At 67.8% G+C, this 26,770-nt stretch carries 26 protein-coding genes and 1 tRNA gene; 21 read left to right on the top strand and 6 right to left on the bottom strand.

Annotated features, from left to right (window positions below; all coding sequences use genetic code 11):
- Positions 1-50 precede the first annotated feature (50 nt).
- The 4 genes from tnpB to A7E77_RS07825 all read right to left on the bottom strand — a co-directional run bounded on the left by tnpB (position 51) and on the right by A7E77_RS07825 (position 3,281).
- On the bottom strand, positions 51-344 hold the full coding sequence (gene tnpB, locus A7E77_RS07810; protein WP_119184635.1) for an IS66 family insertion sequence element accessory protein TnpB: 294 nt from the start codon (positions 342-344) through the stop codon (positions 51-53).
- Positions 345-394: 50 nt separating this feature from the next.
- Complete coding sequence (tnpA, locus tag A7E77_RS07815) at positions 395-757, bottom strand: IS66-like element accessory protein TnpA (protein WP_007407193.1); 363 nt, start codon at positions 755-757, stop codon at positions 395-397.
- Between the two features lie 141 nt (positions 758-898).
- Positions 899-1,702, bottom strand: a complete 804-nt coding sequence (locus tag A7E77_RS07820) for a DUF72 domain-containing protein (protein ID WP_053111671.1) — start codon at positions 1,700-1,702, stop codon at positions 899-901.
- Positions 1,703-1,880: 178 nt separating this feature from the next.
- The gene (locus A7E77_RS07825; protein WP_053111670.1) at positions 1,881-3,281 is read right to left on the bottom strand and encodes a helix-turn-helix domain-containing protein; all 1,401 of its coding nucleotides are present in this window, start codon (positions 3,279-3,281) and stop codon (positions 1,881-1,883) included.
- 100 nt (positions 3,282-3,381) lie between these two features.
- Between A7E77_RS07825 and A7E77_RS07830 the strand changes: the two genes are divergently transcribed.
- The 8 genes from A7E77_RS07830 (at position 3,382) to A7E77_RS07865 (ending at position 11,562) form a co-directional block, all read left to right on the top strand.
- Complete coding sequence (locus A7E77_RS07830) at positions 3,382-4,908, top strand: acyl-CoA carboxylase subunit beta (protein WP_053111669.1); 1,527 nt, start codon at positions 3,382-3,384, stop codon at positions 4,906-4,908.
- A gap of 12 nt (positions 4,909-4,920) precedes the next feature.
- Positions 4,921-5,211 (top strand): hypothetical protein, encoded by a 291-nt coding sequence (locus A7E77_RS07835; RefSeq protein ID WP_147035052.1) that lies wholly within the window; start codon positions 4,921-4,923, stop codon positions 5,209-5,211.
- Positions 5,208-5,627 (top strand): methylmalonyl-CoA epimerase, encoded by a 420-nt coding sequence (gene mce, locus A7E77_RS07840; protein WP_053111668.1) that lies wholly within the window; start codon positions 5,208-5,210, stop codon positions 5,625-5,627. Before A7E77_RS07835 ends, mce begins: the two co-directional genes overlap by 4 nt.
- Entirely contained in the window at positions 5,614-7,818 is a 2,205-nt protein-coding gene (gene scpA / locus A7E77_RS07845; RefSeq protein WP_078462249.1) for a methylmalonyl-CoA mutase, read from the top strand. The genes mce and scpA overlap by 14 nt, the downstream gene beginning before the upstream one ends.
- A 2-nt stretch (positions 7,819-7,820) precedes the next feature.
- Positions 7,821-8,186: a lysozyme inhibitor LprI family protein gene (locus A7E77_RS07850; RefSeq protein ID WP_053111686.1), complete on the top strand. Its 366-nt coding sequence runs from the start codon at positions 7,821-7,823 to the stop codon at positions 8,184-8,186.
- Entirely contained in the window at positions 8,186-9,277 is a 1,092-nt protein-coding gene (gene bioB / locus A7E77_RS07855; RefSeq protein ID WP_053111667.1) for a biotin synthase BioB, read from the top strand. Before A7E77_RS07850 ends, bioB begins: the two co-directional genes overlap by 1 nt.
- A gap of 74 nt (positions 9,278-9,351) precedes the next feature.
- Entirely contained in the window at positions 9,352-9,504 is a 153-nt protein-coding gene (locus tag A7E77_RS17920; protein ID WP_192930030.1) for a hypothetical protein, read from the top strand.
- 36 nt (positions 9,505-9,540) lie between these two features.
- Positions 9,541-11,562 carry an acetyl/propionyl/methylcrotonyl-CoA carboxylase subunit alpha gene (locus tag A7E77_RS07865; protein ID WP_053111666.1) on the top strand — a complete coding sequence of 674 codons (2,022 nt, stop codon included), beginning with the start codon at positions 9,541-9,543 and terminating at the stop codon, positions 11,560-11,562.
- A gap of 31 nt (positions 11,563-11,593) precedes the next feature.
- Here the strand turns inward: A7E77_RS07865 and A7E77_RS07870 are convergent, their stop codons facing one another.
- Positions 11,594-12,241 carry a YoaK family protein gene (locus A7E77_RS07870; protein WP_053111665.1) on the bottom strand — a complete coding sequence of 216 codons (648 nt, stop codon included), beginning with the start codon at positions 12,239-12,241 and terminating at the stop codon, positions 11,594-11,596.
- A gap of 268 nt (positions 12,242-12,509) precedes the next feature.
- Between A7E77_RS07870 and A7E77_RS07875 the strand changes: the two genes are divergently transcribed.
- Positions 12,510-12,905, top strand: a complete 396-nt coding sequence (locus tag A7E77_RS07875) for a VOC family protein (RefSeq protein WP_053111664.1) — start codon at positions 12,510-12,512, stop codon at positions 12,903-12,905.
- A 282-nt stretch (positions 12,906-13,187) separates the two neighbouring features.
- Here A7E77_RS07875 and A7E77_RS07880 read toward each other — a convergent pair.
- Positions 13,188-13,262, bottom strand: a tRNA-Gly gene (locus A7E77_RS07880).
- 152 nt (positions 13,263-13,414) lie between these two features.
- On the opposite strand from A7E77_RS07880, the gene A7E77_RS07885 reads away from it, so the two are divergent.
- From A7E77_RS07885 to A7E77_RS07935, 12 genes are all read left to right on the top strand, one after another.
- A complete protein-coding gene (locus A7E77_RS07885) occupies positions 13,415-14,185 on the top strand; it encodes an ImuA family protein (RefSeq protein ID WP_053111663.1) in 771 nt (256 codons plus the stop codon).
- A complete protein-coding gene (locus tag A7E77_RS07890; protein ID WP_053111662.1) occupies positions 14,097-15,635 on the top strand; it encodes a Y-family DNA polymerase in 1,539 nt (512 codons plus the stop codon). The genes A7E77_RS07885 and A7E77_RS07890 overlap by 89 nt, the downstream gene beginning before the upstream one ends.
- Positions 15,636-15,792: 157 nt before the next feature.
- Entirely contained in the window at positions 15,793-19,125 is a 3,333-nt protein-coding gene (locus A7E77_RS07895) for an error-prone DNA polymerase (RefSeq protein WP_053111661.1), read from the top strand.
- A gap of 228 nt (positions 19,126-19,353) precedes the next feature.
- On the top strand, positions 19,354-20,262 hold the full coding sequence (locus A7E77_RS07900) for a tetratricopeptide repeat protein (protein ID WP_231298696.1): 909 nt from the start codon (positions 19,354-19,356) through the stop codon (positions 20,260-20,262).
- The gene (locus A7E77_RS07905) at positions 20,259-20,885 is read left to right on the top strand and encodes an LON peptidase substrate-binding domain-containing protein (protein ID WP_053111660.1); all 627 of its coding nucleotides are present in this window, start codon (positions 20,259-20,261) and stop codon (positions 20,883-20,885) included. The genes A7E77_RS07900 and A7E77_RS07905 overlap by 4 nt, the downstream gene beginning before the upstream one ends.
- On the top strand, positions 20,882-21,058 hold the full coding sequence (locus tag A7E77_RS17330) for a Trm112 family protein (protein WP_078462250.1): 177 nt from the start codon (positions 20,882-20,884) through the stop codon (positions 21,056-21,058). Before A7E77_RS07905 ends, A7E77_RS17330 begins: the two co-directional genes overlap by 4 nt.
- A 58-nt stretch (positions 21,059-21,116) precedes the next feature.
- Complete coding sequence (locus A7E77_RS07910; RefSeq protein ID WP_053111659.1) at positions 21,117-23,591, top strand: helicase-related protein; 2,475 nt, start codon at positions 21,117-21,119, stop codon at positions 23,589-23,591.
- Positions 23,584-23,877: an RNA-binding S4 domain-containing protein gene (locus tag A7E77_RS07915; RefSeq protein ID WP_053111658.1), complete on the top strand. Its 294-nt coding sequence runs from the start codon at positions 23,584-23,586 to the stop codon at positions 23,875-23,877. Before A7E77_RS07910 ends, A7E77_RS07915 begins: the two co-directional genes overlap by 8 nt.
- 102 nt (positions 23,878-23,979) lie before the next feature.
- Positions 23,980-24,321 (top strand): ferredoxin FdxA, encoded by a 342-nt coding sequence (gene fdxA, locus A7E77_RS07920; RefSeq protein ID WP_017980629.1) that lies wholly within the window; start codon positions 23,980-23,982, stop codon positions 24,319-24,321.
- A 209-nt stretch (positions 24,322-24,530) separates the two neighbouring features.
- Positions 24,531-25,064, top strand: coding sequence for a CarD family transcriptional regulator (locus A7E77_RS07925; protein ID WP_017980630.1), 534 nt, complete (start codon positions 24,531-24,533; stop codon positions 25,062-25,064).
- Between the two features lie 148 nt (positions 25,065-25,212).
- Positions 25,213-25,941 (top strand): GIN domain-containing protein, encoded by a 729-nt coding sequence (locus A7E77_RS07930; protein WP_063687087.1) that lies wholly within the window; start codon positions 25,213-25,215, stop codon positions 25,939-25,941.
- A gap of 66 nt (positions 25,942-26,007) precedes the next feature.
- The gene (locus A7E77_RS07935; RefSeq protein WP_053111656.1) at positions 26,008-26,733 is read left to right on the top strand and encodes a head GIN domain-containing protein; all 726 of its coding nucleotides are present in this window, start codon (positions 26,008-26,010) and stop codon (positions 26,731-26,733) included.
- The last annotated feature ends 37 nt before the right edge of the window (positions 26,734-26,770 follow it).

Here is a 26,770-nt window from a genome sequence, read left to right on the forward strand (position 1 = left end):
AACAGATCACGCATCGACGGGCGAGAAAAAGCGTCGCAAAACCGCCGTTTTCACCCCGCCAGCGTCGGCGTGAACGTCCGCTCTGGGCGACGCCAGTCGATGCCCTCCAGCAGCATCGACAATTGTGCCGGCGTCAGCGTCACCGTGCCCGTCGCGGTCACCGGCCAGACGAACCGACCCCGGTCGAGCCGCTTGGAGAACAGGCACAGGCCTTGCCCATCGAACCACAGCAGCTTGACCAGATGACCCCGCTTGCCCCGGAACGCGAACAACGCGCCCGAGTGCGGGTTCTGGGCCAGCACCTGCTGCACCAGTACCGCCAGGCCATCGAACCCTTTGCGCATGTCGGTGACGCCACACGCCAGGAACACCCGCGTCGGCAACGGCGTGGGGCTCAACGCAGCACCGACAACACTCGCGCCAGCGCGCCGGCGTCCACCGACCCGTCCACGCTCACTCGGACGCCACCCGGAAATTCGATGCAGATGAGGCCAGACGTGGATGTCGCCGGCTGCGGCGCAGGTGCGGCGACATCGGCCACGCGCACCTCGGCGAATGCCGGCAGCGCAGGCGCGACCCCGCCCAGCTTGCCCAGCCGCGCCTGCTTGCGCCACGTATAGATCAGGCTGCTCGACACCTCGCGCCGGGCGATGACATCACGGACCCGCACGCCCGGCCGGAACGCCTCGGCCAGGATCTCCAGCTTCTCCGCGTCCGACCAGCTCCGTCGGCCCGATACCCGGCCGACCACCTCCACACGACCAGTCGTACGAGCGCTCGTACGACCAGTCTCAGAACCGAAAACTTCCCGCACCGCCCGCGCCCTCGTCAAAGACGATAAGCATCCCGGCTACGGCCAAACGAGCAAGGCGGCCCTCAGGCCACGCTTACACTTCGCCTACCCCCGCACCCGCTCGATCAGCGCTTTGGCCCCATGCGGTGCGCGCACCTTCGCGCCGTTGATGAAGAAGACGAAGGTGTCGCGCTGGGCCTTGGCGGGCGTGTCGGGGGTGACGTAGGGCAGGCCCTCGGGCCGGCCGCCGGCCTGCCAGTCGCGAGCCGCTTTCGCCCAGCGGTCGAGCGCGGCGTCGGTGTAGCCTGCCGGCTCCGCTTCCACGGCATTCTCAAGGCGCGCGTAGACGAAGTCGGCGGTGACGTCGGCGATGGCGGGATAGTCGGCCGAATCGGCATAGACGATCGCGACGTTTGCCGCGCGCGCCATGGCGATGAAGGCGGGGTCGGCGAAGCTGTCGTGGCGGACCTGGATGGCGTGGCGGAGGGGGATGCCGTCGTGCTTGGCCGGCAAGAGGTTGAGGAAGGCACCCATATCGTCGGCGTCGAACTTCTTCGTCGCCATGAACTGCCACAGGATCGGGCCGAGCTTGTCGCCCAGCTCCGTGATACCCTGTCCGACGAAGCGTTCGATCGATTCGCCGGCGTCGGCCAGCACCTTGCGGTTGGTGCAGTAGCGCGACGCCTTCAGCGTGAAAATGAAGCCGTCGGGCACCGCGGCGGCCCAGTTTGCGAAGCTCGCGGGCTTGAAGCTGGAATAATAGGTGCCGTTGATCTCGATCGCGGTCATCTGCGATGCGGCATATTCCAGCTCGCGCTTCTGCGGCCATTTCTCGGGATAGAAGGTCCCGCGCCACGGCTCGTAGGTCCAGCCGCCGATCCCGATTCGTATCGTCATGGGCGGGAGCATAACGGCGCGTGCGACCGGGGGACATGCCTCGCGGCGAGGCAGATTTTTCGCGCAGAGGCGCGGAGGGCGCAGAGAGGTTGCGCCGGGCGGCGTCGGTCACTCCTTACAATGAGCCCCAGCGGAAAAGGGCGCTGCCGCACGTGGGGCGTCTTTGCGTCCTCCGCGCCTCTGCGCGCACTCAATCGAAGCGATAGGGTACGATCCCGCGGCGGTCTGGGTCGATAAGCAGGTCGCGGCCCACCGGCGGGAAGGCGCGCTGGTCGCAGTCGCGGCGGGGGCAGATGCGGCAGGAGGGACCGATCCGCGTCGCGCTGTCCGCACCGGCGACGTCGAGCCCATCGGCATAGACGAAGGCGGCGGCATGCTCGACCTCGCAGCCGAGCACCACGGCATAGCGGCGGGGGGAGCGGCGGTAGCTCGCGGTGGCCTTCACCAGCCCCTTCGCCATCGAGACGTAGCGCACGCCGTCGGGCATTTCGGCGACCTGGACGAGGATACGGTCGCTGATCGCCACCGCCTCGTGCGCGACCCACAGCGGGCAGGCGCCGCCATATTGCGCGAATTGCAGCCGCGTCGCCGAATGCCGCTTGGTGATGTTGCCCGCCATGTCGATCCGGCAGAAGAAGAAGGGGATGCCGGGTGCGCCGGGGCGGCGCAGCGTCGAGAGGCGGTGGCACACCTGTTCGAAGCTGACGCCGAAGCGCTGACGCAGTGCATCGACGTCATGGCGCTGCTGCCGCGCGGCGCTGCGGAAGGCGGCATAGGGCATCATCAGCGCGCCTGCGCCGTAATTGGCGAGGCCGACGCGCAGCAGCTCGCGCGCCGCCTCCGACTGCAACGGAGCGTCGGCGACGATCCGCTCGATCAGATTCGCCGCCTCGAGCCGGATCAGCTGGTGCGCCATCTGGAAGGCGCGCGTTTCGATCGGTTGCGCGGCGTCGATGCGCAGCGTCGCGGCGGCGGGATCGTAGCTGCGCAGGGCGTCGCCATCGTCGATCAGCCGGATGCCGTGGGCGCGCTCGAGTCGTTCGGCATAGGCGCGCGCGCCGGACAGATCGGCGGCGAGGCTTTCGGCGAAGCGATCGAGCGCGTCGATGTAATTGCCGCTGCCCTGAAACCAGTCGCGCACCTCTTCCCACGGCAGCGGCACGGGCTGGTTGCCGCCGGCATCGACGCGGTCATCGAGCACGCGCAGCTGCTCCTGCGTGCGCTGGAGCGCGGCATGCAGCGCCGCCATCCGTCGTGCGAGCAGGGGCTGCTGGCGCACGCCGCGGCGCACCGCATCCTCGTCGAGCTGTGCGGCGGGTACGGACGGGTCGGTCCCGGCCGCCAGCGCCGCGACCAGCGCCGCCGATTCCTCCTCCGGCGCGACGTCGACCCAGTCGAGCGGAAAGGTGCGCGCCAGCGCCGCCAGGACGCCGCCGGTGATCGGCCGGTCGCCGCTTTCAATCTGCGACAGGTAACTGGTCGAAATGCCGAGGCGCTGGCTGAGCGCCGTCTGGCTGAGCGACAGCCGCGCGCGCAGCGTGCGCACCCGATCGCCGGCGAACAGACGGGGACGGGGCGGCTCGGCGGTCATCGAACGGACCTAGTTTGCAAACGTGCAAATTGCAATTTTGCAAACCCACAGTTGAAAGCAGCGCCTAGACCGGCAGAAACAGCCGCGCAGGAGTTTGCCCATGTCTTCCACGCTGAACGAACTCGAACGCCGTCGCGCCGCCGCCCGGGCCGGAGGCGGCGAAAAGCGCGTTGCCGCGCAGCACGCCAAGGGCAAGCTGACCGCGCGCGAACGGCTCGACATCCTGCTCGACGAAGGCTCGTTCGAAGAGATCGACATGTACGTCGAGCATAATTGTGTCGATTTCGGCATGGCGGATCAGGTGATCCCCGGCGACGGCGTCGTCACCGGATCGGGCACGATCAACGGCCGGCTGGTCTATGTCTTCAGCCAGGATTTCACCGTCTTCGGCGGATCGCTGTCCGAACGTCACGCGCAGAAGATCTGCAAGGTGATGGACACCGCGATGAAGGTCGGCGCACCCGTCATCGGCCTGAACGATTCGGGCGGCGCGCGCATCCAGGAGGGCGTGGCGAGCCTGGGCGGCTATGCCGAGGTGTTCCAGCGCAACGTGCTCGCCTCCGGCGTGGTGCCGCAGCTCAGTCTCATCATGGGCCCGTGCGCGGGCGGCGCGGTCTATTCGCCCGCGATGACCGACTTCATCTTCATGGTGAAGGACTCGTCGTACATGTTCGTCACCGGGCCCGACGTGGTGAAGACGGTGACCAACGAGGTGGTGACGCAGGAGGCTTTGGGCGGCGCGGTGACGCACACCACCAAGACCTCAGTTGCCGACAATGCGTTCGAAAACGACATCGAGGCGCTGCTCGCCGCGCGCGACTTCATCGACTTCCTGCCGCTGTCGAACCGTGAGGCGGTGCCGGAACGCCCGACCGCCGACGCCTGGGACCGGCTGGAGCCGAGCCTCGACACGCTGGTGCCGGCCAGTGCCAACCAGCCCTATGACATGCACGAGCTGATCCGGAAGGTGGTCGACGAAGGCGACTTCTTCGAAACGCAGCCGGCGCATGCGGCGAACATCATCACCGGCTTCGGCCGGATCGAAGGCAAGACCGTCGGCATCGTCGCCAACCAGCCGATGGTGCTGGCGGGCGTGCTCGATATCAATTCGTCGAAGAAGGCGGCCCGCTTCGTCCGCTTCTGCGATGCGTTCGAGATTCCGATTCTGACCTTCGTCGACGTTCCCGGCTTCCTGCCCGGCACCGCGCAGGAGCATAACGGCATCATCAAGCACGGCGCCAAGCTGCTGTTCGCCTATGCCGAGGCGACCGTGCCGAAGATCACCGTCATCACGCGCAAGGCCTATGGCGGCGCCTATGACGTGATGGCGTCGAAGCATCTGCGCGGCGACTTGAACTATGCCTGGCCGACCGCCGAGATCGCGGTGATGGGCGCGAAGGGCGCGGTGGAGATCATCTTCCGCGGGAAGACGCCCGAGGAGATCGCCGAACGCACCGCGGAATATGAGGCCCGCTTCGCAAACCCCTTTGTCGCGGCGAGCAAGGGCTTCATCGACGAGGTGATCCAGCCGCACTCGACCCGGCGACGGATCGCGCTCGGCTTGCGGAAGCTACGCGGCAAGAGCCTCGAGAATCCGTGGAAGAAGCATGACAATATTCCGCTTTGACGGAGCGGTGCTATGTCGAAATCGTTCAATTGGGCTCTTCGGGCTTGTGTGGCGGTAGCCCTCGCCGCTGGTGCACTTGGCATGTGGATCGAAGGCGTTGCGCACCATGAAGGCGCAACGACCGTTCCGACCCCGGGTCATGATATTCCCGTGAAGTTCCATTCCACCGCCATCTACGTCTCTTCCTCGGAGGCAAAAATCTACCATACCTCCGTTGCCGTATTTCTTCTGTGTTGGGCTATCGGAATGGTGATGAGCCTCATCAAGAAGGAAGCGGAGACACCGATCGGAAAGAAATCATGACCCTCGGCCGCCTCAACCACGTCGGCATCGCCACGCCATCGATCGCGCAGTCGATCGAGACCTATCGCACGCTGCTCGGCGCCATCGTGATCGGCGAGCCGTTCGACCTGCCGGCGCAGGGGGTGAAGGTGTGCTTCATCGACACGCCCAACACGCAGATCGAGCTGATCGAGCCCTATGACGATAGCTCCCCCATTGCCGGCTTCCTGAGGAAGAACCCGGCGGGCGGGCAGCATCACGTCTGTTTCGAAGTGCCCGACATCCACGCCGCCGTCGCGGACCTGAAGGCCAAGGGCGCAACCGTGCTCGGTGAACCGCGCATCGGTGCGCACGGCACACCGATCGTGTTCGTGCATCCCAAGAACATGGGCGGCGTGCTCGTCGAACTGATGGAGACGCCTGATGGCGATCATTGAGACCAATACCGGCGAGGACAGCGGCGCCGCGCCCAAAGCGCTCGCCACCCCCGAACCGACGCCGCGCCCCACGCTCGCCGATTGGCAGGCCGCCGCCGCGAAGGAGGTGAAGGGCAAGGACCTCACTTGGCCGACGCCTGAAGGCATTGCGGTCAAGCCGCTCTACACCGCCGAGGACGTGACGGCAGACCCCGGCCTGCCCGGCTTCGCGCCGTTCACGCGCGGCGTGCGCGCGTCGATGTATGCCGGCCGACCGTGGACGATCCGCCAGTACGCCGGTTTCTCGACCGCCGAGGAATCGAACGCCTTCTACCGCCGCAACCTCGCTGCCGGGCAGAAGGGGCTGAGCGTCGCCTTCGACCTCGCCACCCATCGCGGCTATGATAGCGACCATCCGCGCGTCACCGGCGACGTCGGCAAGGCGGGCGTCGCGATCGACAGCGTCGAGGACATGAAGATCCTGTTCGACGGCATCCCGCTCGACCAGATGAGCGTCAGCATGACGATGAACGGCGCGGTGATCCCGATCCTCGCCTTCTTCATCGTTGCCGGGGAAGAGCAGGGCGTCGACCGCAAATTGCTCGACGGGACCATCCAGAACGACATCCTCAAGGAGTTCATGGTCCGCAACACCTACATCTACCCGCCCGAACCGAGCATGCGGATCATCTCGGATATCTTCGGCTACACCAGCCGCGAGATGCCGAAGTTCAACAGCATCTCGATTTCGGGCTATCACATGCAGGAGGCGGGGGCGACGCAGCTCCACGAGCTCGCCTTCACCATCGCCGACGGCATGGAATATGTGAAATACGGCGTGGCATTCGGCCTCGACATCGACAAGTTCGCCGGGCGCCTGAGCTTCTTCTTCGCGATCGGCATGAACTTCTTCATGGAGATCGCCAAGCTGCGCGCCGCGCGCGTGCTGTGGCATCGCGCGATGACACAGCTGGGTGCGAAGGACGAACGCAGCAAGATGCTGCGCACCCACTGCCAGACCAGCGGCGTGTCGCTGACGGAGCAGGACCCCTACAACAACGTCATGCGCACGACGATCGAGGCGATGGCGGCGATGCTCGGCGGCACCCAGTCGCTGCACACCAACGCGCTCGACGAAGCCATTGCACTGCCGACCGATTTCTCCGCCCGCATCGCGCGCAACACGCAGATCGTGATCCAGGAAGAGACGGGGATGACCAAGGTCGTCGATCCGCTCGGCGGCAGCTATTACGTCGAGAGCCTGACGCAGAGCCTGGTCGATGGCGCGTGGGAGATCATCGAGCGCGTGCAGGCCGAAGGCGGCATGGCGAAGGCGGTCGCGGCGGGCTGGCCCAAGGCGATGATCGAGGAAGCCTCCGCCGCCCGCGCCGCGCGCGTTGATCGCGGCGAGGACGTGATCGTCGGCGTCAACAAATACCGCAAGGCCGACGAGGATCCGATCGACATCCTCGACGTCGACAACGTCGCGGTGCGTGAGGCACAGATTCGCCGCATCGAACGCGTCAAGGCGACCCGCGACGAGGCGGCGTGCCGCGCCGCACTCGATGCGCTGCGTGAGGGCGCGCGCGGTAAGGACAATCTGCTTGCGCTCGCCGTGGACGCGGCCCGCGCGCGGGCGACGCTCGGCGAAATTTCCTCTGCGATGGAGGATGTGTTCGGCCGCTTCGGCACGCAGCCGACGCCGGTGAAGGGCATCTATGGCGGGGCCTATACCGACGACATGCGCTGGGAGCGGCTCGCCGAGGGCGTCGCCGCCACCGAGCGCCGGCTGGGGCGCAAACCGCGCATGCTCGTCGCGAAGATGGGGCAGGACGGGCACGACCGCGGTGCCAATCTGGTCAGCAGCATGTTCGGCGATCTGGGGTTTGAGGTCGTCCCCGGCCCGCTCTTCCAGACGCCCAAGGAGGCCGCGGTGCTCGCGTTGGAGAAGGACGTCGACGTCGTCGGCGCCTCCAGCCTCGCCGCCGGGCACAAGACGCTGATCCCCGAACTGATCGGTCACCTGCGCGACGCGGGCCGTGCCGACATCAAGGTGATCGCCGGCGGGGTGATCCCGGCGCAGGATTATCAGGCGCTGCGCGACGCGGGCGTACAGGCGATCTTCGGCCCCGGGACCAACCTCATCAAGGCGGCCGAAGAGGTGCTGCGCCTGCTCGGCCACAATATGCCGCCGCAGGAGGACGCCGCGTGATCATGATCCTGTTTGCCCTGGCGCTGGCCGCGCCGGCACCGGCGCAGACCCAGGCTGACCTCACCGCACAGGCGGGTGGCGACTGGAAGCGCGCGGATATGGCGATGAACGCTCAGTATCGTGCGACAATGGCGTTCATGAAGACGATGGATGCCCATCCGGCGCCCGACGCGAAGCGCGGGCCGACATACCAGCAGGCTTTGCTCGCCAGCCAGCGCGCATGGCTCGCCTTTCGCGATGCGCAATGCGTGATCGACAGCTATGGCTATCGCGGCGGCAGCGCGCAGCCGATGGAACAACTGGCCTGCATGGCCACGCTGACGCGGCAACGAACGAAGCAATTGAAGGATCTGGTGTGGCAACGGTGATGGATCGCACGGACGTGCGCAACGACTGGACGCGGGACGAAATCGCCGCGCTGTTCGACCTGCCGTTCGACGAACTGATGTGGCGGGCGCAGTGCGCGCACCGCGCACACCACGCGCCCGGACAGGTGCAATTGTCGACGCTGCTGTCGATCAAGACCGGCGGCTGTCCGGAGGATTGCGGCTATTGCTCGCAGTCGGTCAGCGCCGACAGTGGGGTCAAGGCGACCAAGCTGATGGACGTGCGCAGCGTTCTGCAGGCGGCGGCGCAGGCCAAGGACAATGGCTCGACCCGCTTCTGCATGGGCGCGGCGTGGCGCAACCCCAAGGACCGCGACATGGGCGCGATCGTCGCGATGGTCGAAGGCGTGCGCGGCATGGGCATGGAAACGTGCATGACGCTCGGCATGCTGGAACCGCATCAGGCGCGGCAGCTCGCCGACGCGGGCCTCGATTACTACAACCACAATATCGACACCTCGCCCGAACGCTATGGCGACGTCATCACCACGCGCAGCTTCCAGGAGCGGCTCGATACGCTCGACGCGGTGCGAAGCGCGGGGATCAACGTCTGCTGCGGCGGCATCGTCGGCATGGGCGAGACGCGCGAGGATCGCGTCGGCTTCATCCATGCGCTGGCGACGCTGCCCGAGCATCCCGGCAGCGTGCCGGTCAATGCGCTGGTGCCGGTGAAGGGCACGGTGCTCGGCGATATGCTCGCCGACACGCCGCTCGCCAAGATCGACGAGATCGAGTTCGTCCGCACTGTCGCCGTCGCGCGCATCACCATGCCGGCGAGCATGGTACGCCTGTCGGCGGGGCGCGAAAGCATGTCGGATTCGGCGCAGGCTTTGTGCTTCATGGCGGGCGCCAATTCGATCTTCACCGGCGACAAGCTGCTCACCGCGGGCAATGCGGGTGACGACAAGGATGCGGCGCTGTTCGCGAAGTTGGGCGTGACGCCGATGGCGGCGGAGCCCAGTGCCCGTCACCCCGGGCTTGAGCCGGAGTCCCGCTCCTGCGGCTCCTTGGAAAGAAGCGGGACCCCGGGTCAAGCCCGGGGTGACGCGGTGATGGCCGAGGCGGCGGAGTGAACCGCGTTCGGTGGCCGGCAATAGCGTTTGCCGTAGGTTCGGCACTCTATTGGTTTACCATCGTCCCAATGCTGATGGTGGCAATCACCTTGGCTGGTGGAAGCCGTGCCGTGGTTCCCATGATGATGGCGGCGAATGTCGTGGTGACGGCCATTTATGCCGTCGTCACGGTGACTTTCTGCCATTGGTTTGCTCGTCGCATCGTGAAGCAAATCGGAAAGACATAACCATCGCCCCTCCCGCGAGCGGGAGGGGAGAAGAGGATGTTCAAGAAAATCCTGGTCGCCAATCGCGGTGAGATCGCCTGCCGCGTGTTCCGCACCGCGAAGCGCATGGGGATCAAGACGGTCGCGGTCTATTCCGATGCCGACGCGCGCTCCCCCCACGTGCTGATGGCGGACGAGGCGGTGCGGCTGGGGCCGGCACCCGCCGCGGAAAGCTATCTCAAGGCCGAGCTGATCCTGCTCGCCGCCAAGGAGACGGGCGCGGACTGTATCCACCCCGGCTATGGCTTCCTGTCTGAGCGCGAGAGCTTCGCGAAGGCGTGCGCCGAGGCGGGCATCGCCTTCGTCGGCCCGCCGCCGAACGCGATCGCGGCGATGGGCGACAAGATCGAATCGAAGAAGCTCGCCAAGGAAGCGGGCGTCAACGTCGTCCCCGGCTTCCTGGGGGAGATCGCCGACACCGACGAGGCGGTGCGGATCGCGACGGACATCGGCTATCCCGTCATGATGAAGGCGTCCGCCGGCGGCGGCGGCAAGGGCATGCGCCTCGCCTACAGCGAACAGGACGTGCGCGAAGGGTTCGAGGCGACCAAGCGCGAAGGCCTCGCCAGCTTCGGCGACGATCGCGTGTTCATCGAGAAGTTCATCGAATCGCCGCGCCACATCGAGATCCAGGTGCTCGGCGACCAGCACGGCAATATCCTGTACCTCAACGAGCGCGAATGCTCGGTGCAGCGCCGCCACCAGAAGGTGGTCGAGGAAGCGCCCTCGCCCTTCGTGACACCGGCGATGCGCAAGGCGATGGGCGAACAGGCGGTCGCGCTGGCCCGCGCGGTGGGCTATTACAGCGCGGGTACGGTCGAGCTGATCGTCTCGGGCGCGGATACGACCGGCGAGAGCTTCTACTTCCTCGAGATGAACACCCGGCTGCAGGTGGAGCATCCCGTGACCGAGGAGATCACCGGCCTCGACCTCGTCGAACAGATGATCCGCGTGGCGGCGGGGGAGCCGCTGTCGATCACGCAGGATCAGGTCGGCATCAATGGCTGGTCGGTCGAGAACCGCGTCTATGCCGAGGACCCATATCGCGGCTTCCTGCCCAGCATCGGGCGGCTGGTGCGGTACAATCCGCCTGAATCCACGCCGTCGTCGACGCAAGCTGACGGACCCCGCATCCGCGTCGACGACGGCGTCGCCGAGGGCGGCGAGGTCAGCATGTTCTACGATCCGATGATCGCCAAGCTCGTCACCTGGGCGCCGACGCGCGAGGCGGCGATCGACGCGCAGATCGCCGCGCTGGACGCGTTCGAGATCGAGGGGCCGGGCACCAACATCGACTTCCTGTCGGCGCTGATGCAGCATCCGCGCTTCCGGTCGGGCAATATCACCACGGGTTTCATCGCCGAGGAATATCCCGACGGCTTCCACGGCGCCCCCGCCGACGCCGACCTCAAGCGCCATCTCGCCGCCATCGCCGCTTTCGCCGCGACCGCGCAGGCCGATCGTGCGCGCCGGATCGACGGCCAGCTCGGCAGCCGCCTGCAGCCGCCGCATGCCTGGGCCGTGCGGATCGATGGCGAGGATCATGACGTGGCGGTCTCGACCGACGGCATCACCGTCGACGGCGACGCGCTCGACATCGCGCTGGAATATACCCCCGGCGATCGGATGGTGGAGGCCGAGATCGGCCGAGAAAACGGGGAGTATACGCAGCTTACCGTGCGCATCCTGCCGATCCGCAGCGGCTTCCGCCTGACGACGCGCGGCGCGAGCCACGACGTCCGCGTCCTGCCCGCGCACGCCGCGCCGTACGCGCAGCATATGATTGAGAAGGTGCCGCCCGACCTGTCGCGCTTCCTGATCGCACCGATGCCGGGCCTGCTCGTCCGTCTCGACGTCGGCGCGGGCGATGCGGTGGAAGCGGGCCAGCCGCTCGCCGTGGTCGAGGCGATGAAGATGGAAAATATCCTGCGCGCCCAGAAGGCGGGCCGGGTGAAGGCCGTCTCCGCCGCCGCCGGCGACAGCCTGGCGGTCGACCAGATCATCCTCGAAATGGAATGAGCCATTGCCGCCGGGCGCGCGCGCCCGGCGGTCAGCGCGCGTGTGGCCGCCCGATCGCGCGCGCGTAGACGGCGAGCAACGCGACTGCGGCGACCGCCAGCCACACGCCCGCCGTGCCCACCGCGCCATAGACGGCGGCCCCGCCGCATGCGCCCGCAACCAGCCCCATCCACAGCAAAGCATAGGGCAACCACGCCCAGCGCGGCCCGCTGCCCATCAGCGCTGCCGTCAGCCGCTGCACGCATTTTACCAGCGTCCCGGTCATATAGGTGACGCCGATGCTCACCTCGCCATCGCGCTGGAAGATGGTGTTCGCCGCGCCCATCGCCGCCGCCATCATCAGGCTGGTCGCCATCGCGGGCGATCGTCCATCGCTCGCCGCGGCCAGCGCCAGCAGCGTGCCCATCAGCAGCAGCGAGACGGGCAGGCGCCCACCCCCGTGCCGCACCGACAACCATGTCCCGCCTGCCACGCCGGCCGCAAAGCCCGCGATCAATGTGCCCGCCACATATGCGACATGCGCATCCGTCACCGCACCGACCGCGAACCGCGTCGAATTGCCGCTCATGAACGACACGAAGAAGCCGCCAAGCCGCAGGAACCCGATCGCATCGACATACCCCGCCGTCGCCGAAAGACCGGCGGCGAGAAACCAGAAGCGGCGGTCGTAGCGGGTCATCGGCCGGGAGTGTTGGGGGAGAGCGGGCGGGGACTCAAGGGACGTGGGAGGGATGGGGCATCGTTTGCATCGACGATCGCAGCTTTCCGGCGGCCGAAGACGAGCGAACTCAGCCCCGACAGGCCGGGGGGTGCAGACCGCGCCGTACAGCATGACCCCGCCAAAGCCCTGCACCAGTGCCGCGCGGGCGCCGGGCTCGACCCGCGGCGCGCGTTCGGCCAGGCTGGTGCGATATGGTCAGCATCACGGCCTTCGGAGCACCACCGATATGCGAATCCTGAACATCCTCGTCCGCCGCTACCTTTCGCTCGACGAGATCGATGCGGCCGTCAGCTTCTACGAAGCCTTGATCGGGCAGAAGCGGCGTCTGGCGTTCGACTACCCGGAACATGACCTGAAGCTGGCGCAGGTCGCCTCGATCCTGTTCATCGCCGGCACCGACGACAGCCTGGCGCCGTTCCGTGCCACCGAAGCGACCTTCATGGTCGAGGATCTGGACGCGTTCGCCGCGCATCTCCCGACGACCGGCAGCACGATCCTGGAAGCGGCAAAGCCGGTTCCGACCGGTCGCAACATGCTGGTGCGTCACCCCGATGGCATGCTGGTCGAATATGTCGAACACACGACCAAGCATCCTGCCGACGTCATGGCCCCCTTCGACTGACGCTACGGCCGACGAACCGAATGACTGACGAGGTCAGGATTGCCCGATGAGAGCGAATCATGCCTGCCGCGGGTCACCGGCAACTCTTCAAGATCGGATCGCGGTGATCGAGGCGCATCCGCGGTCAGGCGCAGGACGCTTGGTGCCATGAAGACTCAGCGCGCCGGTCACTGGACCGCGTCGCCTTCCCCCATTGCTACTGCGTTACCGAGCGGCAGGCCGGGGAAGTCGAAAAGCGGCCCCGAAGGACCGCCGTAACCGCATGACACTGTTCGGAAAAACTGGAGCGGGCGAAGGGATTCGAACCCTCGACCCCAACCTTGGCAAGGTTGTGCTCTACCCCTGAGCTACGCCCGCTCTGGCGCCTGTGCCGGCTGCTCGTTGGAGCCACCGGCTGGGTGAGGCGCGTCCACTAGCGGCGAGTCGCCAAGGCCGCAAGCCCCATCTTGTGATTTTCGCACACGATTTCGACTTGGCGACTCGATATCCGGAACATTACAAGAACATATATGTCCGACTCGTCCGCCCTGATCGCCCGTCTGCGTGGCCTTGCCGCCGCCGGTGGGGCTGCGCAAGCGGCGGCGGCACCGGTCGATGCCTGGCGACAGGAAGGGCTGGCGCGCGCGCAACTCCATGAAATCTATGCGTTGGAGGGCGAGGACGGGGCGAGCGCCGCGGGATTCGGACTGGCCTTGGCGCTCGCCGCCGGGGCGGTGCCGCTGCTGTGGCTGCGCACCGAGGCGGGGGAGCGCGCGCAAGGCAGGCTGCATGCCAGCGGCCTCGCAGACCTGGGGCTGGCGGCCGATTCGGTGCTGCTGGTCGTCGTCGCCGACGAATCGGCGCTACTGCGTGCGGCGGCGGATGCGGCGCGCTGCGGGGGGCTGGGCATGGTGCTGGTCGAAAGCGCCGGGCCGATGCCGGGGCTGGACCTCACCGCGACGCGGCGGCTGATGCTGGCGGCGGAGGCGTCGGGCGTCACATTGCTGTCGCTGCGGATCGGCGCGGAACCGGTGGCAAGCGCCGCTGCGACGCGGTGGAGCGTCGCCGCCGTGCCCTCGACCGCGCTGGATCAGGGGCTGGGGGAGGGCGCGCCGGGCCTGCCGGCTTTCGACGTCGAATGTGTGCGCCGGCGTGGCGGCCCCGCGGGGCAGCGTTGGCGCGTGGAGTGGGATCGTGATGCCAAGAGTTTCCGTGACGCGCCGCTATCTGGCGCTGGTCTTTCCGTGGCTCCCGATCGAACGGCTGCGCGCCACCCGGCCGCATCTGTTCGTCGGCGGTGAGGCGCCGGTCGCCTTCGTCGAGACGGTGGGCCAGGCGATCCGGCTGACCGCGACCGATCTGGCCGCGGCGCGCGCCGGGTTGGAGCCGGGGCTGACGCTGGCCGACGCCCGCGCGCGCGTGCCCGAGCTGGAGGTGTTTCCGGCCGATCCGCATGCCGACATGGACTGGCTGGAGCGGCTGGCGGATGGCTGCACGCGCTACAGCCCCACGGTGGCGCTGCTGCCCCCCGATGCGCTGGTGATCGACATTGCGGGGTGCGTCCATGCTTTCGAAGGGGAGCGTCCGCTCGCCGCCGATGTCGAGGCGCGGATGGCGCGGCGTGGGATTTTGGCGCGCCACGCGTTCGGCGACACGCCCGAAATCGCCTGTGCGCTCGCCCGCTATGCCGGCGCGCCGGCGCCCGACGAGACGCGCGCGGTGAAGCGCCTGCCGGTCGCGGCGCTGGAGCTGGATGCGGACGCGACGGTGGCGCTGACCCGCGCGGGGTTGAAGACGGTGGGCGACGTGATGGCGCGGCCACTCTCCGGCATCGCCGCGCGCTTCGGCGAGGAGGCGGCGACGGCGGTGCGGCGGCTGTCGGGCGACTATAAGGCGCCGGTCCGGCCGCGCGTGCGCGTTGCGCCGGTGGTGGTGGAACGGCGCTTTGCCGAACCGATCGCGCGGACCGACTATGCGCTGGAGGTGATCGAGGAGCTGGCGGGCGAGGCGGGAAACACGCTCGGCCAGCGCCATCAGGGCGGGCGCCGGTGGGAGGCGCGGCTGTTCCGCAGCGACGGCCACATCCAGTCGCTGCGGGTCGAGACGGGGCAGCCGACGCGCGACGTCGCGCTGCTGATGCGGTTGTTCGCCGAGCGGATCGACGCGCTCGCCGACCCGCTCGATCCCGGCTACGGCTATGACCTGATCCGGCTCGACGTGACGCTCGCCGAGCGACTCGATGCGGCGCAGCTGCGGCTGGAGGGCGGCGAGGGGGCGACCCAGGCGCCGGCGGTGGCGGAGCTGATCGATCGCCTGTCCACCCGGCTGGGGCGCGAGCGGGTGCGGCGATTCGCCCCGCGCGACAGCCATATCCCCGAGCAGGCCGAGCTGATGCTGCCCGCCGCCGCGCCGCCGCCCGCGGGAGACTGGCCGCAGGCGGAGGCGGGGGAGCCGCCAATGAGGCCCATCTATCTGTTCGATCCGCCGCAGCCGATTGAGGCGGTGATGGCGGAGGTGCCCGACGGCCCGCCGCACCGCTTTCGCTGGCGTCGCCGCGTCCACGAGGTCGCGCGCGCCGAGGGCCCCGAGCGGATCGCCGGCGAATGGTGGCGACGCCACGACGCCGCCATCCCGACGCGCGATTACTACCGAATCGAGGATCGCCGGGGGCGGCGCTTCTGGATCTTCCGCCACGGCCTGCACAGCGAACAGGCGCACCCGCGCTGGTACGTCCATGGGCTGTTCGCGTGAGCGTGTTCCCGCTTCCACCGTCGCTCCGGACTGGGTCCGGGGTCCACTCCGCGGCGAGGGGGATGGCTGGAGGCTCTTGCCGCCCTCTCGCGACCCGGTGGGCCACGGACCGGGGCCGGGGTGACGGGGTAGAAGGGGCTGGCGGTGCGATCGCGCCATGAGCGGGTTCGTCGAGCTCGTCGCGGCGACCAATTACTCGTTCCTCGACGGTGCCAGCCATGCCGAGGACATGGTCGCGCAGGCGATAACGCTCCGCCATGCCGGCATCGGCATCGCCGACCGCAATACCGTCGCAGGCGTGGTGCGCGCCTATGACGCGCTGAAACGCGCCGAAACCGGACGGCTGGGTGCCGCCTTGCCGCCCTTCGGCTTCACGCTGGCGGTCGGCACCCGTCTGGTCTTCGCGGATGGTACGCCCGACATCGTCGCCTATCCCGCCAATCGCATGGGTTGGGGACGGCTGACGCGGATACTGACGACGGGCAATCTGCGGTCGGTGAAGGGCGATTGCTTGCTGGGCCTGGGCGACCTCATCGCGCTGCATCGCGATCTGTTGCTGATCGTCCTGCCCGAAAGCAGCGCCCGCGGCGGCGTTGCCCGCGACGAGGCCGAGCGCCCGCCGCCGCGCAGCGATCCCAGCCTCGCCACGACGCTGAGGGCGGTGAAGCGGCTGGCATCCGACGGCGTCTGGCTGGGGGTCAGCATGGCCCGCCGCGGCCAGGACCGCCGCCGCCTCCGCCGCCTGAAGGCCCTGGCCGAGACGGTCGGCGTGCCGCTGCTGGCCACGACGGACGCGCTCTATGCGCATCGTGACGACCGGCCCTTGCACGACGTCATTACGTGTATCCGCGAAGGCGTGACGATCGATACGGCCGGCCGTCGCCTCGCCGCCAATGGCGAGCGCCATCTGAAGGACGAAGCCGAGATGCGCCGGCTGTTCCGCGACGCGCCGGAGGCGATCGACGAAAGCCTTCGCCTGCTGGGTCGCATCGGCTTCTCGCTCGATCAGTTGCGATACGAATATCCGCACGAGCCGGTGCCGGCGGGGTGGGATGCGCAGGCTTGGCTGGAACATCTCGTCTGGCAGAATGCGCTGGACCGCTACGGGGATCGCGTTCCGGAACGCATCCTCACCTTGCTGTACGAAGAATTCGATCTCATCCGGCGTCAGCAATATGCTTATTATTTCCTGACGGTGCATGACGTGGTGCGGTTCGCGCGCAGCTGCACCCCGCCGATCCTGTGTCAGGGGCGCGGCTCGGCGGCCAATTCGGTCGTCTGCTACCTGCTGGGCGTGACCTCGGTCGATCCGCTGAAATACGACCTGCTGTTTTCGCGCTTCGTGTCCGAAGAACGCGGCGAGCCCCCCGACATCGACGTGGATTTCGAGCACGAGCGGCGCGAGGAGGTGATGCAATATATCTATCGCCGCTACACCCGCGAACGCGCGGCGATCGCGGCGACGGTCATCCATTATCGCCCGCGCAGCACCGTGCGCGAAGTCGGCCGGGTGCTGGGGTTCAGCGAGGACGTGACGCAGCGGCTGACCAGCACCGTCTGGGGCAGCTTTTCGGATCGCATGCCCGAACAGCGCTTCACCGAAACCGGGTTCGACCCCGCCAATCCCCGCCTGGCCCAGCTCAGCGACCTGGTGTCGCGCCTGCTGCAATTTCCCCGCCATCTGTCGCAGCATGTCGGCGGCTTCGTGCTGACGCAGGGGCGGCTCGACGAAATGGTGCCGATCCACAACGGCGGCATGAAGGACCGGACGTTCATCGAATGGGACAAGGACGACATCGATTGTCTGGGCCTGATGAAGGTCGACATCCTGGCGCTCGGCATGCTGACCTGCATCCGCAAGGCCTTCGACCTGATGGAGATGCACGGCCTGGGCTGTCACGCGCTGGACAGCCTGGCCACCGACGAGCATCCCGACGTCTATAAGATGCTGTGCAAGGGCGACAGCATCGGCGTGTTCCAGGTGGAAAGCCGCGCCCAGATCAACATGTTGCCGCGCCTGCGCCCACAGGAATTCTACGATCTGGTCGTCCAGGTCGCGATTGTGCGACCGGGCCCGATCGAGGGCGACATGGTCCATCCCTATCTGCGCCGCCGCATGAAAAAGGAGCCGGTCGATTTCCCGTCGCCATCACCGCTGCACGGCCCGCCCGACGAGCTGTTTCAGCTTTTGAAGGCAACCTATGGCGTGCCGTTGTTCCAGGAACAGGCGATGAAGCTCGCCATCGTCGCGGCCGGCTTCACCCCCGGCGAGGCGAATGAGCTGCGGCGGGCGATGGCGACGTTCCGCAAGGTGGGCGGCATGGACAATTTCCAGGCCAAGCTGATCGGCGGGATGGTCCGCCGCGGCTATCCGCAGGACTTTGCGGAACGCTGCTACAAGCAGATCGAAGGGTTCGGCAGCTATGGCTTTCCCGAAAGCCATGCGCTGTCGTTCGCGCGGCTGGTCTATGTGTCGTCGTGGATCAAATGCTTCCACCCCGCGGTGTTCGGCTGCGCGATCCTCAATTCGCAACCCATGGGTTTCTATGCGCCCGCTCAGCTGGTCGAGGACGCGCGCGCGCATGGCGTGGTGGTGCGGCCGATCGATGTGAATGCGAGCCTGTGGGACAATGTGCTTGAGCGGACCGAGGATGGGGATTTCGCGATCCGGTTGGGGTTTCGGCAGATCGACGGGTTTCGGCAGGATTGGGCGACCGCGCTGGTCGATGCGCGGGGCGGGGTGCCCTTTGCGAGCGTCGAACAGGTCGCGGGCCGTGCGGGCCTGCCGACGCGGGGGCTGAACCTGCTCGCCGATGCCGATGCGTTCGGATCGATCGCGCTGCCCCGCCGTGCCGCTTTGTGGGACGTGCGGCGGACACCGCCCAAACAGCTGGCGCTGTTCGCCGCGGCGGAGGCACCCGAATTGCGCGAAGAGGCCGATCCGCCGCTGCCCGCGATGCCGATCAGCGAAGAGGTGGCGGCCGATTACCAGACGACGCGCCTGTCGCTGAAGGGCCATCCGATGCGATTCCTGCGGCCGGTGTTCGCGGTCGAGGGCGTGCTGTCGAGCGAGCAGGCGGCGCGGGCGAAGGACGGGCGGCGCGCGCGCGTCGCAGGCGTGGTGCTGGTCCGCCAGCGGCCGGGCAAGGGCAATGCGATCTTCGTCACGATCGAGGATGAGACGGGCATCACCAATGCGCTGCTGTGGGCGCGCGATTTCGAGGCGAACCGGCGCGCGATCATGGCGGCGCGGCTGCTGGTGCTGGAGGGCGTGATCCAGCGCAGCGAGGAGGGCGTCGTCCATCTGATGACGGTCAAGGCCTATGACCGCACCGTCGAGCTCCGACGGTTGTCGTCGGACTATGACGGGCAGATGCCGCTTTCGCCGGTGGATGAGGTGATCCGTCCAAAGCCGATCGTCAGCCAGGATCCGCGCGGGCGGCATCCGCGTGACGTGCGTATCCTGCCGAAATCGCGGGACTTTCATTGAGGTCCGCTGGCCACCCCACGCCGTCCGTCACCCCGGACTTGGTCCGGGGTCCACTCTGCGGCGAGGGGGATGTCTGGAGGCTCGTGCCGCCCCCTTGCGGCCCGGTGGACCCCGGACCAAGTCCGGGGTGACGAAAGGCGTGGGGCGACCATTCGCACAACCAAAAGCCTTGGCGTCGGCGCTTGCCTGCCCCACATGGGCGGCAAGAATGGACGAAGGGAGCAAGACGTGGCCACGTTAGGACTGTCGCCAGCCGACAAGCAGGCGGTCGAGGATTTCCGCCGCGACGTCGTCGAACCGTCGATGACGTCCCTCGTCATCATCGATTTCTGGGCGGAATGGTGCGGGCCGTGCAAGGCGCTGGGCCCGGTGCTCGACAAGGTCGCTGCTGCCTATGCCGACAAGGGGGTGGTGCTGGCCAAGGTCGATACCGACAAGAACCAGTTCATCGCCGCGCAATTCCAGATCAAGTCGATCCCCACCGTCTATGCGATGTTCCAGGGGCAGCTGGTCGCCGACCTGACCAGCGCCCGCACCGAATCGCAGCTGCGCACGATCCTGGATCAGTTGCTGAAGCAGCTGCCGATCCAGTCGGAGGCGGCCGATGCCGCCGCCGAGATCGAACCGCTGATCGCGATGGGCGAGGATGTGCTGGCGAGCGGCGATGCCGAGCGGGCGTTGTCGATCTTCGACCAGCTGTTCGAGATGGCGCCGGACAATCCGGCCATCCTGTCGGGTCGCATTCGCGCGCTCGTCGCGGCGGGGCAGACCGACGAAGCCCAGGCCGCGATCGACGCGCTGCCCGCCGACATTAAGGACGCCGGGATCGAGCGCGCCAAGGCGGCGCTCGCGCTCGCACAGAGCGCGCCGCAGGGCGAGGACACCGCCGGCCTCGCCGCCGAGGTCGCCGCGCACCCCGACGATCACGAACGCCGCTTCGCGCTGGCGAACGCGCAGATGGCGGCGGGCGATCGCGACGCGGCGGCCGACAATCTCCTCCACATCATCGCCGCCGACCGCGATTGGAACGAGGGCGCGGCGCGTCAGCAGCTGCTCAAGCTGTTCGAGGTCGTCGGCCTGATGGACCCCTGGGTGTCCACGCAGCGGCGCCGCCTGTCCGCGATCCTGTTCGGATGACGCAAGCGACCCGCCTGTCGATCTTTCCGCTGCCCGGGGCCTTGCTGTTCCCGGGCATGCACCTGCCGCTGCACATCTTCGAACCCCGCTATCGGGCGATGGTGTCGGATGCGATGGCGCGCGACCGGCGGATCGGGATGATCCAGCCGCTGACGATGCCGGCGACGGTCGAGGAACGGTCGGCGTTGTACGACATCGGCTGCGTCGGCAAGATCGCCGAAGTCGAGGCGTTGGAAGACGGCCGCTACAATCTGGTGCTGGAGGGGGTCGCGCTGTTCCGCGTGTTGCGCGAACTCGACGTGACGACGCCGTTCCGCCAGGTCGAGGCGGAGCTGCTGCCGGTGCGTGACGACGAGACGCTGTCATTGGGCCGCCGATCGTCGCTGGAGCAGGAATCGCGCCGCTTCGCTGATGCGCAAGGCTATGCGGTCGACTGGGACGCGGTGGGGCGGCTGGACGACGAAAGCCTGGTCAACGGCATCGCGCAGATCGCGCCATTCGACGCCGCGGCGAAGCAGGCCTTGCTCGAAGCATCGGATATCGAATCGCGCGCGGAGCTCATCATCCAGCTGATGCAGTTCTTCGGCCGGCATGACGGCGACGAGCGGGTGACGCTGCAATGAGCGCCGCCCCACTCGATTCCTGGCTGCTCGAACGGCTGGTCTGCCCGGTGACGCGCCAGCCGCTGCGCTATGACGAGGCTGCGCAGGAACTGGTGTCGGAAGCGGCGGGCCTCGCCTATCCGATCCGCGACGGCGTACCGGTGATGCTGCCCGAGGAAGCGCGGCGGCTGTAGCCCGCCCGCCTTCATCTCCATCATTGCGCACCGGCCCGCGACGCACGATGTTGTTGCCATGAAAGCGGCGGTTACGGCGGTCCTCGGACCCACGAACACGGGCAAGACCCATCTCGCCGTCGAGCGGATGTGCGCGCACTCCAGCGGCATCATGGGTTTTCCGCTGCGCCTGCTGGCGCGCGAGGTGTACGACCGCGTCGTCAAGCTGAAGGGCGCCGATCAGGTCGCGCTGGTGACGGGCGAGGAAAAGATCGTGCCGCCGAACGCGCGCTGGCATTTGTGTACGGTCGAATCGATGCCGGAGACCGACGTCGCCTTCGTCGGGCTGGACGAGGCGCAGCTGGGGACGGACCCCGAGCGCGGGCACGTCTTCACCGATCGGCTGCTGCGGCGGCGCGGCCGCGAGGAGACGATGATCCTGGGGTCTGAAGCGCTCAGGCCGATGATCCGCGCGCTGGTGCCCGATGCCGAGATCATCGGGCGGCCGCGCTTTTCGAAGCTGACCTATGCGGGCGCCAAGAAGATCAGCCGCCTGCCGAAGCGTTCCGCGATCGTCGCGTTCAGCGCGGAGGAGGTCTATGCCGTCGCCGAGATGCTGCGGCGCCTGCGCGGCGGCGCGGCGGTGGTGATGGGCGCCCTCTCCCCGCGCACCCGCAACGCACAGGTCGCGATGTTTCAGGCAGGCGAGGTCGATTATCTGGTCGCGACCGATGCGATCGGCATGGGCCTCAACATGGACGTCGCGCACGTCGCCTTTGCCGGGCTGCATAAGTTCGATGGGCGCCGTACGCGGCGGCTGACCGTCGCCGAAATGGCGCAGATCGCCGGCCGTGCCGGGCGGCACCAGCGCGATGGCACGTTCGGTGGCGTGACCGAAGAGGGGCCGGGCGCGTTCCTGCCCGAAGAGGTGTTCGCGATCGAGGAGCATCGCTTTCCCCCGATCGGCAACCTTTATTGGCGTAATGGCGAGCCGGACTTCGCCAGCATCGACGCGCTGATCGCCAGTCTGGAGCGGCGGCCCGAACCGGGCGTGCTGCTCGCCGCGCCGCAGGCGACCGATCTTGCCGTGCTGAAACGGCTGGCGGACGAGAGCTGGGTGCGCGACCGGGTGCGGTCGCCGGCGATGGTGAAGCGGCTGTGGGCGGCGTGCGGCCTGCCCGATTTCCGCAAGCTGGGGCTCGATCCGCATGCGCGCTTCGTGTCGCGCGTCTTCACCTATCTGTCCGAAGGGCGCGGCGTCGTTCCCAACCAGTGGTTCGCCGACGAGGTGGCGCGGCTCGACACGATTTCGGGCGATGTCGAGACGATCGCCGGGCGAATCGCGGCCATTCGCAGCTGGGCCTATATCGCGCAGCGCCCCGACTGGCTCGCCGATCCGGCCGCGGGCGCCGATCGCGCCAAGGCGATCGAGGAACGGCTGTCCGACGGGCTGCACGCCAGCCTGACGCAGCGCTTCGTCGACAAGCGCACGACCGCGCTGATCCGTCAGATCGGTGCCGATGCATCGCTGCTGCCCGTGACGATCGGGCCGGAAGGCGAGGTGCTGGTCGAGGATCATCCGATCGGGCGGCTCGATGGCTTCCGTTTCACCGTCGATCCGGCCGCGCGGGCCGCGGATCGCCGGCTGTTGCTCGCCGCGGCAGAAAAACGGCTGGTAACCGAACGTGGGCGGCGGGGCGAGGCGCTGGCGGCGGCAGAGGATGCGGCGCTGACCCTCGTCGACGGCATGATCGTCTGGAACGGGCATGGCGTCGCCAAGCTGATGCCGGGGCGCTCGCTGGCGCGGCCGCAGCTGGTGCTGGAGCGCGATTTGGATTGCCTCGCCAAGCCGCAGCGTGAGGCAGTGCAGGCGCGGCTGGTGCGCTGGTTCGACGCGATGCTCCGCCGCCACGTGCCGGCGCTGATCGCGCTTGCCGATATGGCGCGCGATCCGCAGGCGACGCCGGCCTTGCGCATCGTGGCCGGAGAGCTGGAGGCGGCCGGTGGGCTCGCCCCCCGGATCGCCTTGCGCGAGGCGGTGGACGGCCTGTCGCCCGACGAACGCAAGCGGCTGCGCAAGGCGGGGGTGACGATCGGCGCGCTCGACCTGTTCGATGCGCGATTGCTCAAGCCCGGCGCGGCGCGCTGGCGGACGGCGCTGCTCGGCGTGCGGGGGCCGGCGCCGGTGCTGCCACGCGAAGGCGCGAGCGTGCTGGCACGTGGCAGCCCGGGGGCGCAGGTCGTCAGTGGCTTTCGGCCGCTCGGCGCCCAGGCGGTGCGGCTCGACCTCGTCGAGCGGATCGCGCGCGCGGCGCATGACGCGCGGCAGGGCAGGAAGCCGTTCGCGCCCGATCCGGCGCTCGGCATTTCGATGGGGGTCGAGCCGACGACGTTCGAACGGCTGATGGCAGAGCTGGGCTTTCGCAGCGTGCGCGGCAGCGAGGCACCGACGTGGATCTGGCAGGGGCGCCGCACGGTCCGGCGTGAGGCGCGGCCCGCACCGCCTGCGACCGGCGCCTTTGCGGCACTCGCGGGATGGAGCGGGCATGGCTGACGCAACGATGCGGCTCGATCGCTTCCTGTGGTTCGTGCGGCTCGCCAAGACGCGCGAGGCGGCGCAGGCGATTGCGTGCGAGGGGCGTTTGCGCATCGATGGCCGCCCGGTGGGGCGCAGCGCGGCGCCGGTGCGCGTCGGCAATATCCTGACCTTCGCGCACCAGGGGCGCGTCCGCGTGCTGCGCGTCGAGGCGCTGCCGCTGCGTCGCGGACCGGCACCCGAAGCGCAAGGTTGCTACCAGGAGCTGGTTGCGAACGTATCGCAGACATCCGCGATCGATTGACGTGAGCCGGAACGCGGCATAGCAGCCTCGCGTTCGTACCCCGTTCTTCGTCCCTCGGTTCATAGGGCGGAGATCGATCGCCCAAGGCCGCAAGGAAGCCCCATGACCTACGTCGTCACCGATGCCTGCATCCGCTGCAAGTATATGGACTGCGTCGAGGTGTGTCCGGTGGACTGCTTCTACGAAGGCGAGAACATGCTCGTCATCAACCCCAGCGAATGCATCGACTGCGGCGTGTGCGAGCCCGAATGCCCGGCCGAGGCGATCCTGCCCGATACCGAGAGCGGCCTGGAACAGTGGCTGGAGCTCAACACGACCTTCTCCGCGCAATGGCCCAACGTCACGCGCAAGCTGGACCAGACGCCGCCCGACGCGGACGCGATGAAGGGTGTCGAGGGCAAGTACGACAAATTCTTCTCGCCCGAGCCGGGTGCTGGCGACTGAGGTTGCGCGATTCCAGTGGGTTGAGCGAAGCTAAGCGACTCAACCGCGCTGGTAATTTTGTTGCGAGTGTGTTAAATGGGTCCACGACGGGCAGGATGAGTCATGCCCGATCAGGAGACACTCGTACCAACCATCCTCGTCGGTCCTGCCCAGCGGTTTTCCGCCACGGACCGTTCACGCGAGCGATGTGACCTTAGAAAGGCCCGTTCATGGCTGCCAAGGCATTGTCCTTCGATGTCGGTGATTACGTTGTTTATCCCAAGCACGGCGTCGGCCGTGTGATCGAACTGCAGAAGCAGGAGATCGCCGGAACCAGCCTGGAGCTGTACGTGCTCCGCTTCGAAAAAGAGCGCATGACGCTCCGCGTCCCCACCAACAAGGCCGAGTCGGTCGGCATGCGCAAGCTGTCGTCGGACAAGACGATGCGCGAAGCGATGGAAACGCTGAAGGGCAAGCCCAAGGTCAAGCGCACCATGTGGTCGCGCCGCGCGCAGGAATATGAAGCGAAGATCAATTCGGGCGACCTCGCGTCGATCGCCGAAGTGGTCCGCGACCTGTTCCGTGCCGACGACCAGCCCGAGCAGAGCTATTCGGAACGCCAGATCTTTGAAGCGGCGTGCAGCCGCCTCGCGCGCGAACTCGCCGCGATGGAAGAGGTGGACGAGCTGAAGGCGCAGGAAAAGATCCTCGACATCCTGCGCGCCGCCGCGGCGATCTACAACAAGGACAAGGTGCCGGCGTAAGCCGTTCGCCTCGTGCAAGCGAAGAGGGCGGCCCCGCAACGGGCCGCCCTTTTTCGTCTGGCCGGTCGTGCCCCCCTCCGAACGATCTGGTGTTTACATCTGTAGGCGATACGCTAGCATCCGACCACACCACGAGAGGATGCCCGCCATGAACTATCTCGCGCTTGCCCTGATCCCGCTCGCCACCACCGCTGCGATCGCCGCGGAACGCGATCATGGCCCCGGTATCGCCGGGCAGCGGCAGGGTGAGGCGATGGTCTATCCGGTGCGGGATTTCGATGCGATTCGGCTAGGTGGGTCGGAACGTGTCGTCGTCCATATCGGCAATGGCTATAGCGTGCGGGCGGAGGGGCCGGCGGCGGCGTTCGTCAATTTCCGCATCGCGCGCGATGGATCGGCGCTGGTCGTCGGACGGCGGTATGACGAGCGCGAGAGCAGCGCGATGGAGCGGCAGATCGTCGTCCACGTCACCATGCCCACACTCCGCGCCGCCAGTATCGGTGGATCGGGCAGCCTGAACGCCGATCGCGCGGGCGGTGACCGGTTTTCGGCAGGCGTCGGCGGATCGGGATCGCTGCGTATCGACGCGCTCGAAGCGCGGACCGCCGAATTCAACGTCGGCGGATCGGGGATGATCTCTGCCGCGGGAACGGTGGGCACGCTGGAGGCCAATGTCGGCGGGTCGGGCGGGATCGCGGCCGCCGGTCTGCGCGCCTCCAACGCACAGGTATCCGTCGGCGGGTCGGGCACGGTCCGTGCCACCGTCAGCGGCACAGCGCAGGTATCGATGGCGGGCAGCGGCATGGTCGATCTGGGGCCGCAGGCGCGCTGCACGGTCAGCAAGGTCGGTGGTGGCCGAGTACGCTGCGGCAACTGACCGCAGGCGACTTGCGATGACCCTCTATGTGTATTAATGTAGCAATACACATAGAGGGGACAGGCCATGCACCGAATTGCAATCGCGTTGATGGGAGCGGCATCGCTGACCGCCTGCTCGGTCGGCAGCGACGAGGGCAGCACCGTGCCTGCGAGCGGCAGCGGCCCGACGCGTACCTATGCAGTGGAGGGGTTCGACCGGATCGCGGTGGCAGGTGGCGACGATGTCGATGTGCGCGCCGGCACCGCCTTTTCCGTGCGCGCCGAGGGGCCGGCGGACGAACTCGACACGTTGCGCATCGCGCGTGATGGCCGCGATCTGGTCATCGGCCGCCAGAAGCGTGTGTTCGGCTTTGGCGGCGGCAAGGGCGTGAAGGTCTTCGTGACGCTGCCGCGCCTGTCCGAAGCCAATATCGTCGGATCCGGCACGATGACGGTCGACCGGATCGAAGGCACGACGTTCGAGGCGAATATCGCCGGATCGGGGGATCTCAACATCGCCGCGCTGACCACCGATGCGGCCGAGGTGAACATCGCGGGTGCGGGCACGTTGCGTGCCGGGGGAGCGATCAAGCGACTGGAGGCCAACGTCATGGGATCGGGCAGCCTCGATGCGGCGGGTCTGCGCGTCGGCGAGGCGGACGTGACCGTCGCCGGATCGGGCAACGTCCGCGCCGCGGTCAGCGGTCGGGCGAAGGTAGAGCTGATGGGATCGGGCAACGTCGATCTGGGCGCGGCGGCGCAGTGCGATGTGTCGAAGAAAGGATCGGGTTCGGTCCGCTGCGGCCGATAACGCAGGCTCTTGCCGCCGCGTGGCGGCGGTGCGAGGC

It is taken from the genome of Sphingomonas sp. NIC1, assembly GCF_001638925.1.
Taxonomy (GTDB): Bacteria; Pseudomonadota; Alphaproteobacteria; order Sphingomonadales; family Sphingomonadaceae; genus Sphingomonas; species Sphingomonas aquatilis.